Raw genomic sequence first — 13,332 nt, forward strand, 5'->3', positions numbered from 1 at the left:
TGGAATGGCAAATCGCAAGGACCCCATCCCCTGGATCAAGGCCGTGGTGTTTCCGGCCGCCCTGCTGCCGACGCTCTATTTTTGGTTTGCCGCCTTGACCGGTAACCTGGGCGCTAATCCCATCGAGGCCCTGATCCGCGGTCACGGCGACTGGGCGCTGCGCTTTCTGCTGCTGACGCTGGCCATCACGCCGCTACGCCGCCTGAGCCAATGGGGCGGAATCATGCGCTTTCGACGCATGCTCGGGCTCTTCGCCTTCTTCTACGCCACCGTTCACCTGCTCGGCTACCTGATGCTCGACCAGTTTTTCGCCTGGGGGGCGATCATGGAGGATATCGTCGAGCGGCCCTTCATCACCGTGGGCATGGCCGCCTTTGCCCTGCTCGTCCCTCTGGCAATCACCTCCACCCGCAAGATGCAGCGTCGGCTCGGTGGTCGGCGCTGGCTGCGACTGCACCGACTCGTCTACCCCGCTGCGGCACTGGCAGTGCTGCACTTCTACCTGATGGTCAAGGCCGATACCCGCGAACCGCTCATCTATGCCCTTCTGCTTGCGATTTTGCTGCTCATGCGGCTGCCTCCTGTGGCTCGGGCAATCACCCGCAAGCCTTGAACCCGACACACTTCGAATCCATGCAGGGGTTGTACACGCCTTGTTAGGCGTCTATTCTTTAGCGTATTGCTCAGGTAAACCAGCCTAAGCCGGGAAAAGCCTCTACACTTGAGCGGATAAGCCGTCGCGCCGCGACTTTTGGCACCGGAAACAAGAACCGCAAACGGAAAAGGAGTAGCAAGATGAAGCATGAACTGCCGGATCTCCCCTATCCGAAGGATGCACTGGAGCCGCATATCTCGGCCGAGACGCTGGATTATCACCACGACAAGCACCACCAGACCTACGTGACCAAGCTGAACGGGCTGATCGAGGGCAGCAAGTTTGAGAACGCCTCTCTGGAAGAGATCATCAAGGAGGCCGATGGCGGGATTTTCAACAACGGCGCCCAGGTCTGGAACCATACCTTCTACTGGAACTGCATGAGCCCGAACGGTGGCGGCGAACCCTCCGGCGATCTGGCCGAAGCAATGACCAAGGCCTTTGGCTCCTTTGCAGATTTCAAGACCAAATTCAGTGACATGGGTGCAAATAATTTCGGCTCCGGCTGGACCTGGCTGGTGAAGAACAGTGACGGGTCCGTGGAAATCGTCAATACCTCCAATGCCGGTAATCCGCTCCGGGACGGCAAGACCCCGTTGATGACCTGCGATGTGTGGGAGCACGCCTACTACATCGATTATCGCAACGCCCGTCCCAAATATCTGGAGGCATTCTGGAACATCGTGAACTGGGACTTCGCCGCTCAGAACTTCGGAGGGTAATGCGCCGCTCCCCATTGGAGGACCACCGCCTCGGTGCGATGCATGACGGAATGCGTGCGGAGGCGCTCCTCCTGCCGGGAAATCAAGCGGCAGTTGCCCTACCCTGAACGACTAGATATGATCACCGGTTCGGTGGAACGGCAGTCTCATCCCGAGACTGCCTTTTGCTTTTTAGGGAAGCGGAAATGGCTGACGTAACGATGTCGACCTATGCACGGCTCCCCGTGGCTTTCGAGCGCGGAGAGGGGCCGTATCTTTGGGATGGTGAAGGCAACCGGTACCTCGACGCGGTGAGCGGTATTGCCGTCTGCGGATTGGGGCATGCTCACCCGGCAGTCACCCGGGCCATCTGCGAGCAGGCGGGCCGGCTGGTTCACACCTCCAATCTGTACCGCATCGACAGGCAGGAACAGCTCGCCCATCGGCTTTGCGCCTACGCGGGCATGGACCGCGTGTTCTTTGCCAATTCGGGCGCCGAGGCCAATGAAGCGGCGATCAAGCTCGCTCGTCTGTATGGTCACAAGCGGGGAATCGACAGCCCGACGGTCATCGTGGCTGAAGGCAGTTTCCACGGCCGTACACTCGCCACCCTGTCAGCCACGGGCAACCGGAAAGTGCAGGCCGGTTTCGAGCCCCTGGTCAAGGGCTTCGCCCGCGTGCCCTACAACGACATCGAAGCAGTACGCCATGCCGCCAAACTGAATCCCGAGGTGGTCGCCGTTCTGGTGGAGCCGATCCAGGGTGAAAGCGGCATCAACCAGCCGGACCCCGACTACCTGGCCCAACTGCGCACGGTCTGCGACGAAAACGGCTGGCTGCTGATGCTGGACGAGATCCAGACCGGCATGGGGCGCACCGGCAAGCCGTTCGCCTGGCAGCATGGCAACGCCGCTCCGGATGTGGTCACCGTCGCCAAGGCGCTCGGCAATGGCGTCCCCATTGGCGCCTGCATGGCGCGCGGCCACGCGGCGGACCTGTTCCAGCCGGGAAACCACGGCTCCACCTTTGGCGGTAACCCGCTTGCCTGTGCAGCCGCACTGGCGGTCGTGGAGATCCTCGAATTCGAAGGACTCGCAGAGCGCGCAGGAAAACTGGGGCAGCGCATGCGGAAAGGTTTCGAGGCGCGGCTCGGGATACTCGATTCCGTCACCGGAATCCGCGGCGAGGGTCTGATGATCGGCATCGAACTGGACGGTCCCTGCGGCGAACTGGTGAAGCAGGCACTCGCAAAGGGCCTGCTGATCAATGTTGCCGCGGAACGGGTGGTTCGGCTTCTGCCTCCGCTAATCATCAATGAGTCACAGGCCGATCGCATTGTCGAAGAAGTCAGCGGACTGATCGAGGCATTCGTGTCGGAGCCGAAAGCGACGGAGACCAAGTGATATGGCCATCCGCCATTTCCTGACCCTGCTTGATTTCTCCCGTGACGAGCTCAACCGGCTCATTGCAAGGGCGATCGAACTCAAGCGGCGCCTGAACAACGGCGAACACCAAGAGCCGTTTCGGGGCCGCACCCTGGGTATGGTATTCGAAAAATCCTCGACCCGGACCCGCGTCTCTTTCGAGGCGGCCATGGCACAGTGCGGCGGCCACGCGATCTTCCTTTCACCGCGCGATACCCAATTGGGCCGCGGCGAGCCCATCGAGGATACGGCCCGGGTCCTGTCGCGCATGGTCGACGTGGTGATGATTCGCACCTTCGAACACGAAAAGCTCGAGCGCTTTGCCGAATTCTCCCGGGTGCCCGTCATCAATGCCCTCACCGATATGTTTCACCCGTGCCAATTGCTGGCCGACGTCCAGACCTTTGTCGAGCAGCGCGGCAGTATCGAAGGACGGACCGTCGCCTGGATTGGCGACGGCAACAACATGTGCCACTCCTACATCAATGCCGCCCGGCAGTTCGGTTTCAAACTGAACATCGCCTGTCCGGAGGGTTATGAACCGGATACCGAGGTGCTGACCGCTGCAGGCAATGCCGCCACGGTGATGCGCGATCCCCTCGCGGCCGCCGAGGGTGCCCATCTGGTTACTACCGATGTCTGGGCCAGCATGGGCCAGGAAGAGGAGCAGAGAGAGCGCGAGAAGATCTTCGCCGACTATGAGGTCACGCAACATCTCATGGGAGCCGCGGCCGATGACGCGCTGTTCATGCACTGTCTGCCCGCCCACCGGGGTGAAGAAGTCGCGGCGGATGTGATCGACGGCCCACAGAGTATCGTTTGGGACCAGGCGGAAAACCGCCTTCATGCCCAGAAGGCACTTCTCGAATCCCTGATCCGATAATCAACGACGAGAAGGTAACCACGGGGAACACGGGGGCTTCTACAGGGGGCCGTTGCCTTCGTAGACCGGTGGCGGGCGTTGTCGGCACGGGGGCTTTGCGACAAAAATCGCCGCGAGGGCGCGCCTCCTACCAGGTCCGTGCCTACGACCTCCTGTCCGGGGACACCCGCAAATTATTCAGACAAGCCCGATCTTTTTCTCCCCGTGCACCCCGTGTTCCCCGTGGTTCGGAATTAAAGGGTGAATCGTCAGTTTCCTCAAAAGCAACTGACTCCGGCTGCGGTTCAGCGCTTGCCGCGGGCTTCCTGCTCCATTCTTTCCAGGCTGGTATGGCGTACATCCTTGCCCATCACCAGATAGATGATGTATTCGCAGATGTTGCGCGCGTGATCACCTACCCGCTCCAGCGCCCTTGCCGACCACATGATGTCCAGCACCCGGGTGATGGTGCGCGGGTCTTCCATCATGTAGGTGATGAGTTGCCGCATCAGTGACTCGTACTCCTTGTCCACCTTGATGTCTTCGCGCGCCACCTTCACGGCGGCTTCGGGGTCCATGCGGGCAAGGGCATCAAGGGCGTCGTGCAGCATCTGACGCACGTGATCCCCAAGGTGTTTGATCTCGGTGTAGTGGGCATGGCCCGTATCCCCCTGCGCCAGGCGCAGCGACATGCGGCCCACCCGCTCGGCCTGGTCACCAATGCGTTCGAGATCGGTGATGGTCTTGATGACCGCCACTACCAGCCGTAGATCGCTTGCCGCCGGCTGTCGCCGCGCCAGGATGCGGCTGCACTCTTCGTCGATGGAGACCTCGAAGGCATTGACCTGGTAGTCGAGGGTGATCACCTGCTCACCGAGTTCGACATTCCCGTCGACCAATGCCGTCACGGCATCGGCCAGCTGCTGCTCGACCAGCCCGCCCATGGCCAGAACCCGATTGCGAACGTCCTCGAGTTCCTCGTTGTACTGCTGCGAGATATGCTGACCGTAACTCTTGTTTTCCATCTCTGCCGTTGTTCCTCTTCGCTTGTTCACCGCAAAGGCGCAAAGAGCGCCAAGGAAACTTCTCGTTCCTCGTTCAGAGCGCTTTATTTTTTTGAACGTACGCCTGGATGCGTTCTCACGCATTTAGTCCGAATTGTTCACCGCTAAGACGCAAAGAACGCAAAGTTTTGATTGCCGTAATTTTCCTGGATCGCCCGCGGTTCTGCCGCTTCCGATGGTTCTCGAAGCCATTGAATTCTTTGCGCTCTTTGCGTCTTTGCGGTTAGCCTTTGGTTCCGCTTCAGTTAGCCGTAGCGGCCGGTGATGTAGTCTTCGGTCTGCTTGTGCGCCGGGTTGGTGAACAGGGTATCGGTATCGCCGAATTCGATCAGCTCGCCGAGCAGCATGAAGGCGGTATAGTCGGAGACGCGTGCGGCCTGCTGCATGTTGTGGGTTACGATAACGATCGTGTACTTCTCCTTGAGCTCGTAAATCAACTCTTCGATCTTGAGCGTGGAGATGGGGTCCAGAGCGGACGCCGGCTCGTCGAGCAGCAGCACTTCAGGCTCGATGGCGATACAGCGGGCAATCACCAGGCGCTGCTGCTGACCACCGGACAGGCCCAGCGCATTGTCATGCAGCCGGTCTTTCACCTCGCCCCACAGCGCCGCCCCCCGCAGCGCCTGTTCCACCGACTCGTCCAGGACTCTTCGACTGTCGACACCCTGCAGTCGCAGCCCGTAGGCGACGTTTTCGTAGATGGACTTGGGAAACGGATTGGGCTTCTGAAACACCATCCCCACCCGCCGCCGCAACTGCGGCACATTGACCTTGCGGTCATAGATATTGTGACCGTCCAGCTCGATGCGGCCTTCGATGCGTGCGCCATCGACCAGATCGTTCATGCGGTTGAAGCAGCGCAACAGTGTCGACTTACCGCAGCCCGAGGGACCGATGTAGGCCGTGACTCGCTGCCGCGGGATATCCATGTTGACCTTGTCGAGTGCCTGCTTCTCCCCATAGTAGAGATCGAGGTCCCGTACCCGCAGTGCGATCTCCTCATTGGCCAGGTTGAGTTCGCGCCTCTCCCGATCCAGTGAACTCAGATCGAGCCCGTGGGCACCGCCTTTCGACGGCTTCTTTCTGGTCATGGCAGCAGATGCATCATTCATCAGTTCATTCCAACTTCGATTCGTCAATGTTCGAGTGCCCGGTATCTCTCGCGCAGGCGATTACGAATGGCGATGGCTCCCAGGTTGAGCACAATAATCACCAGCACCAACAACAGCGCCGTGGCATAGACCAGCGGACGGGCGGCCTCGACGTTGGGGCTTTGAAAGCCGACGTCGTAGATGTGGAAGCCCAGGTGCATGAACTTCCGCTCGAGGTGCAGGAAAGGCATGTTGCCATCGACGGCGAGGGAAGGGGCCAGCTTGACCACACCCACCAGCATCAACGGCGCAACCTCTCCGGCGGCCCGGGCCACTGCGAGGATCAGGCCGGTCATCATCGCCGGACTGGCCATCGGCAGAATCGTTTTCCACAGGGTCTCGGCCTTGGTGGCACCCAGGGCCAGGCTCCCCTCGCGAATGGAGCTGGGAACCCGTGACAGGCCCTCCTCGGTGGCGACGATAACCACCGGCACCGTAAGCAGCGCCAAAGTCAGTGACGCCCAGAGAATCCCCGGCGTTCCGAACGTGGGTGCCGGGAGCGCCTCGGGAAAGAACAGCTGGTCGATGTTACCGCCCAGGAAATAGACAAAGAACCCCAACCCGAAAACGCCATACACAATCGACGGAACGCCGGCCAGGTTGTTGACCGCGATACGGATGATACGCACCAGCGGTCCCTGTTTGGCATACTCCCGGAGATAGATCGCCGCCACCACGCCGAATGGCGTCACCAGGATGGACATCAGGATCACCATCATCACGGTGCCGAAGATGGCCGGAAAAATCCCGCCTTCGGTATTGGCCTCCCGCGGGTCGTCACTGACGAATTCCCTGATCTTCGCGAGATAGAAACCCACCTTGTCGAAGGGACCCATGGCGTTGGGCCGGTAGGCTCGCACCACCTGTCCGAGCGGAACATCCGTTTCGGCGCCACTCATGGTCACTGCTGTGAGGCTGTCACGGTTGCTCGCCTCGTACAGGGCATTCAGTTCCGTCTCGAGTTTTCCGTAGCGGGCCTCGAGGACACTGCGTTCGTCGGCTATCGCCGCCGCGGCCATTTCGGGGCTCATCCCCTCAAGTTCCAAACCGCGTTTTTCCAGGCGCAACTGTTCGAGTTGATAATTGATGGTACCGATCCGGTCCTTCTCGAGCGTCTTGATCTCGGCGTGCAGGCGCTCTACTCGCTCCAGGCGTGCCTGAAGCTCCTCCCAGGCGCCCTCTCCCCGGGTGACGATATCACCTTGCTCCCTGACGCTTTTGATAAAGCCGTAGAAATTACCCCACTCGCGGCGCTCCAGCACCATCAACTGGTCCGGATAGCGCACATCCTCCATGCGGGACTCGACCAGCCAGCGAAAATCCAGGCCGCCCACATCACGGTTGCCGGTCTTGACCAGCAGGCGCGTAACCATTTCCTGACCCTCGGGAAATTCGACGCCAGTTCCGGTGAAACGCTCGACCGGCACACTTTCGGTGTCGTGGATTTCCCCGATAACCCGAACCCGATCACCGCCGGGCTGGCGGTAATCGGTCTCCAGCACCGCCTTCGGCCAGAAGTGCCCAAGGCCCTGGTAGGCGATCAGCAGCAGCAGCCCGGCCACCATAATGATGCTGATACTCACCGCTCCGGCATTCAGCCAGATCCAGGGTGTACCCTCTCGAAACCAGCTTTTTACGTTTTGTCTCATCGGACCCCGATTGGCACAATTTCTGTTCGATTCACCGCGAAGACGCCAAGAGCGCAAAGAAAGCCATGGATGTCGGTCCACTCGCAAACCTCGATGCCAACCACCGGAAAAAGCCGGTCCCTATGGCGTCCTTTGACAATCAATCTCTTTGAGCCCTTTGCGTCTTTGTGGTAAGAAATGGGTTAGAGGCTGCTGTACTTGCGGCGCAGACGGTGCCTGACCAGTTCGGCAACGGTATTGACCACGAAGGTGAACAGGAAAAGCACCAGAGCCGCCAGGAAGAGAATACGGTAGTGGGTACTGTCCACCTCGGACTCCGGCATCTCCACCGCAATATTCGCCGCCAGGGTGCGCATGCCCTCAAAGATGGAGAAGTCCATAATCGGGGTGTTGCCGGTCGCCATCAGCACGATCATGGTCTCGCCCACGGCCCGGCCCATGCCGATCATCACTGCCGAGAAGATGCCGGGAGATGCGGTCAAAATAACCACCCGGGTCAAGGTCTGCCAGGGCGTGGCGCCGAGCGCCAGCGAGCCGAAGGTCAGGTGCTTGGGGACACTGAAGATCGCATCTTCGGTAATGGAGAAAATGGTCGGGATAACGGCGAACCCCATCGCCAGTCCAATCACCAAAGAATTGCGCTGATCGAAAGAGATACCCAGTTCGTTCGTCAGCCACTGCGGCATGTTGCCGCCGAACAGCCAGATTTCGACCGGGACACTGAGGGCGATCGCCAGCCACCCCAGGAAAAGCACCACCGGTATCAACAACAGGCCCTCCCAACCCTCGGGAACCAGGCGCCGAATCGATCCCGGCAGTTGGCGCCACGCAAAGGCGAACAGCAGAACCCCCAGGGGCACGATCAGCAGCAGCATGAAGATCCCCGGCAGGTGTTGCTCCATGATCGGCGCCAGCCAGAGGCCGGCGAGAAAGCCGAGAATAACCGTGGGCAGGGCCTCCATGATCTCGATCGTCGGCTTCACCACACTGCGCATCTTCGGCGCCATGAAATAGGCGGTGTAAATGGCGCCGAATATCGCCAGGGGCATGGCCATCAGCATCGCGTAAAAGGCAGCCTTCAGGGTTCCGAACGCCAGCGGCATCAGACTGAATTTGGGTTCGAAATCGTTGGTCGAGGCCGACGACTGCCAAGTGTAGAGAGACTCATCGTAGCCCTCGTAGTGAACCTTGCCCCACAGCGATGACCAGGAGACCTCGGGATGCTCGTTGTCCACCGACCAGATATGGGTGTTCCCACGGGTATCTTCCACCAACAATCGGTTGGCGCGGGGGGATAGCGCCAGATTCCGGATCCGGCTATCGACGACCCGGTCCAGCAGCAGTGTACGTTCTGCAGTGGAGTGATAGATCCCCAGCCGTCCTTCACTGTCCGAAGCGAGAAAACCCTTGCGGCGCTTTTCCGGCTCGATACCCGTGATCGGCGCCCCCTGAAACTCGAAGCCGCGGACCCGCTCCAGGTGATACCGGTTCTGTTCATCACGCACCGGGAACCACTGGCTGAGCCGCCCTTCGGAGTCACCCGCCAGGAGCGAGAAGCCGCCCAGAAGAAACTCGAGCGAGGTCAGTTCGACACCATTGTCGGTTAGGGCTACGGTTTCGAGCAGTTCCGGCTTTCGCGGGTCCTGCACGCCGTAGTGCAGGAGCGTCCCGTCCTCTCTCGCGATGTAAAGGCGCTTCTGATTGGGGCTTACCCGGACAAAGGCGGGCGCCACCCCCGCCGTCTCGACCACGCCGGCATTGCGCTTCAGCGTAACCTCGTCACTGATGAAGGAGCTCTTTTTATCAAAGGCGGCCAGCCGCACCCATCCATCATCGGCCACTCCTGCCAGCAGCAGACGACGGTCCGTGTCCGTCAGCACCAGTTGCTCCAGAAGGACCCCTTCATCTGCAATGCGCAGGGGTTCCGGGCCATAGGGATACTCGATCTCGGGCGTCACGGTGCGCAGGTCATCGGGGTAACTGACGTTAAAGCGGTGCTGGACCACCAGTGCGCTCCCATCCTCCAACCCGAGTGCTACCAGGCCGCTCCCCGTGGAGTCGACGGCGATACTGCGCACATCCCCTTCCCAAAGCGGAATGGTGGTGTTTACCTCGCCGCTGCCGGTGTCGAAGAAGACCGCATCGCCCCCGTTCGTGTAGCGGACTGCCATCGTGGCGCTCTCTTCCAGCGCGACATGCAGGGACTTCGCTTCGGTTCCACCGGGCACCGGATAACTGTTCAGCTTGGTGATGGAAGCGGGAAGGAAAAGCGGAAAGACCACGTACAACAGGTAGAAAAAGATCAGCAGGATAGCGATGATTACACCGACACCGCCGAGGCCCACGGCATGGTGAGCCACTCTGTCCTTGATCATGCGCCAGCGCTGGCGTGCGTTCAGGGCGCTGTTGTCAAGGCTGACCGGAAATTCGCTGGATGTTTCCATCCGCGCAGGATAGCCAGCGAAGATGACAGTTGTATGACAACCCCATGTGTTTCGATCGGCCCGGATTATTCACCGCAAAGACGCAAAGGACGCAAAGCTTTGATTACCATGCATCTTGCATTATCGCCGAGGTTCTGCCGTTTCCGTTGTTTCTCGGTTATGTATACCGATAAGCAATTGAATTCTTTGCGCTCCTGGCGTGTTTGCGGTGAATTCATGAATTTTCCGGGATAGGTGGCGAGAAACGATGAAGCCGCTATTTCACCCCAGACTGGTCAACACACCGGAGGGCGATCCCGGGGTTCTGGTCGAGTTTCTGTTCGAGCGACGGGCGCTGCTGTTCGACCTGGGGGACAATACACCGCTGTCGCCGCGCACACTGCTGTCGGTCACCCACGCATTTATTTCACACACCCACATGGATCATTTCATCGGCTTCGACCGGCTGGTTCGTCTGCTCGTGGGGCGTAACAAACAGCTCCACCTGTTCGGCCCCCCGGGGCTGATCGACCAGGTCGGCCACAAACTGGCCGCCTACACCTGGAACCTGGTCGCCAACTACAGGGCCGACTTTGCGCTGGCCGTCACGGAGCTTGGCAGTGGCGGCCGTGCCCGCCATGCGCACTATCACAGTCGCGACGCCTTCCGGCGCAGTGGTGAAACCGAATCGGTAATCAGCGACGGATTACTGGTGGACGAGCCGCAATTCAGCGTTCGCCATACCCTGCTCGATCACCGTATTCCCTCAGTCGCGTATGCACTGGAGGAGAAGCAGCACATCAATATCTGGAAAAACCGCCTCGACGAATTGGGCCTGAAAACGGGCCCGTGGCTCCGTGAGTTGAAGAGAGCGATTCTGGTCGGAGAAGCCGACGATACGCCGGTTCGGGCGAAGGGTGAGGATGGTGAACGCTTACTCAGCCTGGGTGAACTGAAGCGTAGCGTGGTGCGTATCGAGCCCGGGCAAAAGGTGGCCTATGTGACGGATACCGCGGGACACAAGGCCAATGCCGAGCGCATCCTGCAACTGATCAGCGGCGCCGACACCCTCTTCATCGAAACGCCGTTTTTACAGGAAGATGCGGCCATGGCGAACGAGAAATACCACTTGACCGCCGCCCGCGCCGGCGAACTGGCCCGTCGCGCCGGGGTCGGGCGCATCGTCCCATTCCACTACTCGGCGCGATATCCCGACGGCGAGGCACTCGCCCGGGAGGCCCTGGCGGCTTTTGAACAACGCGACCGATAAGGCGCGTCACGTCGTCGAACTCATTGGTTGTGCCTGAGACCGTACACCCCGTACACCCTCTGACCACTCTTCATCACAATAAAACAGAACTTTCACCGCATTGTCATTGTGCCCGTCCAGAGTCTCTGTCCGAGGATAGACAACCGGCTTCCGGATAATGCTGCGAGGACCTGACTATGCCGAACGCTCCCCTGAATGGAACCCTGTACCTCATTCTCAACTATCGACCTCTGGGTCTGGTCCGAGGCACCGCCAAGAGCTTTGACGCCTTTGGCATGATGGTCGAGACCGGATGCATCCTTCTGCCCAGCCAGGCAGAGGTGGAAGTCACTTTCTCCTACCGCCGTGAGGGACGTAACCGGGTGCACAGAACCCCGGCTCGGGTCACACGCCCGGAGCCCGGCGAAACCCGCCTGGAATTCGATACAGAGGGACAGGCAGCCGTCCATGCGTTATTGGATTACCCCCTATCGGCACTCTTTGCTCATCGGCCTTGCGAAACACCCGGAAAGGACCAACAGCCCGGGACCAACTAAACAGCTCTCGCCCAAGCGTCAACTCTGTCAACGAGCCCCGTAAGCCACGGCAGGCTATCGGTTATTAAACCCTCAGAGGGTACATCCCACCAGACTCGGCAATCGAAAGGTCGCGTTCGCCGAAAGGTGGTCTGCCCGCAGCGACCGTAGCAGGCGCTGTAGTAGACACCCGGACACCTCCCCTTGGCGTCTTGACGAAAGAAACCCCCAATAGTGGTCCATGTGGAAAACAGAAGGCTCATAAAAAATGCGCTCCCGGAGACCGGGAGCGCATTAGCGCGGGGGAAGCCGCGAATATTACTTCAAGGCATTCAGCGTTTCCTCAACCACACTAGCCGGCAAGGGAATATAACCATCTTTGACCACAACATTCTGACCTTGCCGGGAGAGCACCAGTTTGATGAACTCGCGCTCCAGCGGCGGAAGCGGCTGGTTGGGATGCTTGTTGACGTACACGTAGAGGAAACGGGCCAGAGGATAGTCACCCGACAGTGCGTTTCCCGGTGTGGCATCAAAAAATTCGTCACCTTCTGCCCACGCCAAAGGAACAGTGCGCACACCCGATGTGTTGTAGCCGAGGCCTGAATAGCCGATGCCGTTGATGGAGCTTCCCACGGACTGCACTACAGAAGCAGACCCGGGCTGCTCGTTGACGCCGTTCTTGAAATCTCCCTTGCACAGGGCCTTCTTCTTGAAATATCCGTAGGTACCCGAAACGGAATTACGACCGTAGAGCTGAATGCTCTTGTTGCCGAGGCTGCCATCCACCCCCACCTCACTCCAGCGGGTGGCATCGGCGGAAGCCCCGCACTTGCGGGTAGCGGAGAAGATGGCATCCACCTGTGGGATGGTCATGCCCTTGACAGGATTATCTTTATGAACGAATACCGCCAGCGCATCAATGGCGACCGGGACGGCGGTCGGTTTATAGCCGAACTTCTTCTGAAAACTCTCCAGCTCCTTGTCCTTCATTTTTCGACTCATGGGACCCAGGTTGGAGGTCGATTCGGCGAGTGCGGGCGGCGCGGTGGAGGAGCCGGCAGCCTGGATTTGAATGTTGACGTTGGGATATTCGCGCTTGAATTCCTCCGCCCAGAAGGTCATCAGGTTCGCCAGAGTGTCAGAGCCCACTGAAGAGATGCTGCCGGACACACCGCTGGCCCGGGTGTACTCGGGAACAGCCGGATCAACGGCCGTTTGGGCTACGGCCAGACCACCGGCCATGAGTCCGGCCAAGCCGGTTACTGCAAGCAGTTTGAACGATTTCATAGACATCACTTCCTCACTTCGGTTTAGGGTACTGATGACATGATGGGGTGCGGATATGACAGTAGCGTGACGATGCCATAACCGTTGGGTGACAATCAGGCCGGCCGGCGAATGCCGCCGATCCAGTGTACTGTTGCATGCTTGGCGGTGCTTTCAGCGAGTCGCTGGCCGGCCAGATGCAAGGCGCGTTTTGCAGGGAATGGCGCGCCCTTTGAAGTGCAGGGACGCACAAATGCCGCGGGCGCAGGGATGCGCAAGAGCGGCCCAAGAAATGCAACGCCGCAGATGGCCGGCCAGCGGCTCGCCCGAAGGGAGCCCCCCAAAAACG

Annotated in this window: 12 protein-coding genes; 6 read left to right on the forward strand and 6 right to left on the reverse strand. The window is 59.8% G+C overall.

Annotation, left to right across the window (positions count from 1 at the left end):
* Positions 1-4 precede the first annotated feature (4 nt).
* The 4 genes from Q7L05_RS11210 (at position 5) to argF (ending at position 3,663) form a co-directional block, all read left to right on the forward strand.
* Positions 5-613, forward strand: coding sequence for a sulfite oxidase heme-binding subunit YedZ (locus Q7L05_RS11210; protein ID WP_303906298.1), 609 nt, complete (start codon positions 5-7; stop codon positions 611-613).
* Between the two features lie 182 nt (positions 614-795).
* Entirely contained in the window at positions 796-1,377 is a 582-nt protein-coding gene (locus tag Q7L05_RS11215) for a superoxide dismutase (protein WP_303906301.1), read from the forward strand.
* A gap of 185 nt (positions 1,378-1,562) precedes the next feature.
* A complete protein-coding gene (locus tag Q7L05_RS11220; protein WP_303906304.1) occupies positions 1,563-2,759 on the forward strand; it encodes an aspartate aminotransferase family protein in 1,197 nt (398 codons plus the stop codon).
* 1 nt (position 2,760) lies between these two features.
* A complete protein-coding gene (gene argF, locus Q7L05_RS11225) occupies positions 2,761-3,663 on the forward strand; it encodes an ornithine carbamoyltransferase (protein WP_303906308.1) in 903 nt (300 codons plus the stop codon).
* A gap of 284 nt (positions 3,664-3,947) precedes the next feature.
* Here argF and phoU read toward each other — a convergent pair whose 3' ends face one another.
* The 4 genes from phoU to Q7L05_RS11245 all read right to left on the reverse strand — a co-directional run bounded on the left by phoU (position 3,948) and on the right by Q7L05_RS11245 (position 9,950).
* Entirely contained in the window at positions 3,948-4,667 is a 720-nt protein-coding gene (gene phoU / locus Q7L05_RS11230) for a phosphate signaling complex protein PhoU (protein ID WP_303906311.1), read from the reverse strand.
* A 284-nt stretch (positions 4,668-4,951) separates the two neighbouring features.
* Complete coding sequence (gene pstB, locus Q7L05_RS11235; protein ID WP_303906332.1) at positions 4,952-5,797, reverse strand: phosphate ABC transporter ATP-binding protein PstB; 846 nt, start codon at positions 5,795-5,797, stop codon at positions 4,952-4,954.
* Between the two features lie 44 nt (positions 5,798-5,841).
* On the reverse strand, positions 5,842-7,506 hold the full coding sequence (pstA, locus tag Q7L05_RS11240) for a phosphate ABC transporter permease PstA (RefSeq protein ID WP_303906314.1): 1,665 nt from the start codon (positions 7,504-7,506) through the stop codon (positions 5,842-5,844).
* Positions 7,507-7,688: 182 nt separating this feature from the next.
* Positions 7,689-9,950 (reverse strand): ABC transporter permease subunit, encoded by a 2,262-nt coding sequence (locus tag Q7L05_RS11245; protein ID WP_303906317.1) that lies wholly within the window; start codon positions 9,948-9,950, stop codon positions 7,689-7,691.
* 247 nt (positions 9,951-10,197) lie between these two features.
* Here Q7L05_RS11245 and Q7L05_RS11250 point away from each other — a divergent pair, with 247 nt between their 5' ends.
* On the forward strand, positions 10,198-11,199 hold the full coding sequence (locus Q7L05_RS11250; protein WP_303906320.1) for a ribonuclease Z: 1,002 nt from the start codon (positions 10,198-10,200) through the stop codon (positions 11,197-11,199).
* A 176-nt stretch (positions 11,200-11,375) separates the two neighbouring features.
* Positions 11,376-11,735 carry a hypothetical protein gene (locus Q7L05_RS11255; protein ID WP_303906323.1) on the forward strand — a complete coding sequence of 120 codons (360 nt, stop codon included), beginning with the start codon at positions 11,376-11,378 and terminating at the stop codon, positions 11,733-11,735.
* 297 nt (positions 11,736-12,032) lie between these two features.
* On the opposite strand, the gene Q7L05_RS11260 is transcribed toward Q7L05_RS11255, so the two are convergent.
* Together Q7L05_RS11260 and Q7L05_RS11265 are read right to left on the reverse strand one after the other, a co-directional pair.
* Positions 12,033-13,004: a PstS family phosphate ABC transporter substrate-binding protein gene (locus Q7L05_RS11260; protein ID WP_303906326.1), complete on the reverse strand. Its 972-nt coding sequence runs from the start codon at positions 13,002-13,004 to the stop codon at positions 12,033-12,035.
* Positions 13,005-13,099: 95 nt separating this feature from the next.
* Positions 13,100-13,332 (reverse strand): hypothetical protein (locus Q7L05_RS11265; RefSeq protein WP_303906329.1); only part of this gene is annotated, 233 nt, incomplete at its 5' end.

It is taken from the genome of Thiohalomonas denitrificans (assembly GCF_016841685.1).
In the GTDB taxonomy this organism is placed as follows: Bacteria; Pseudomonadota; Gammaproteobacteria; order Thiohalomonadales; family Thiohalomonadaceae; genus Thiohalomonas; species Thiohalomonas denitrificans_A.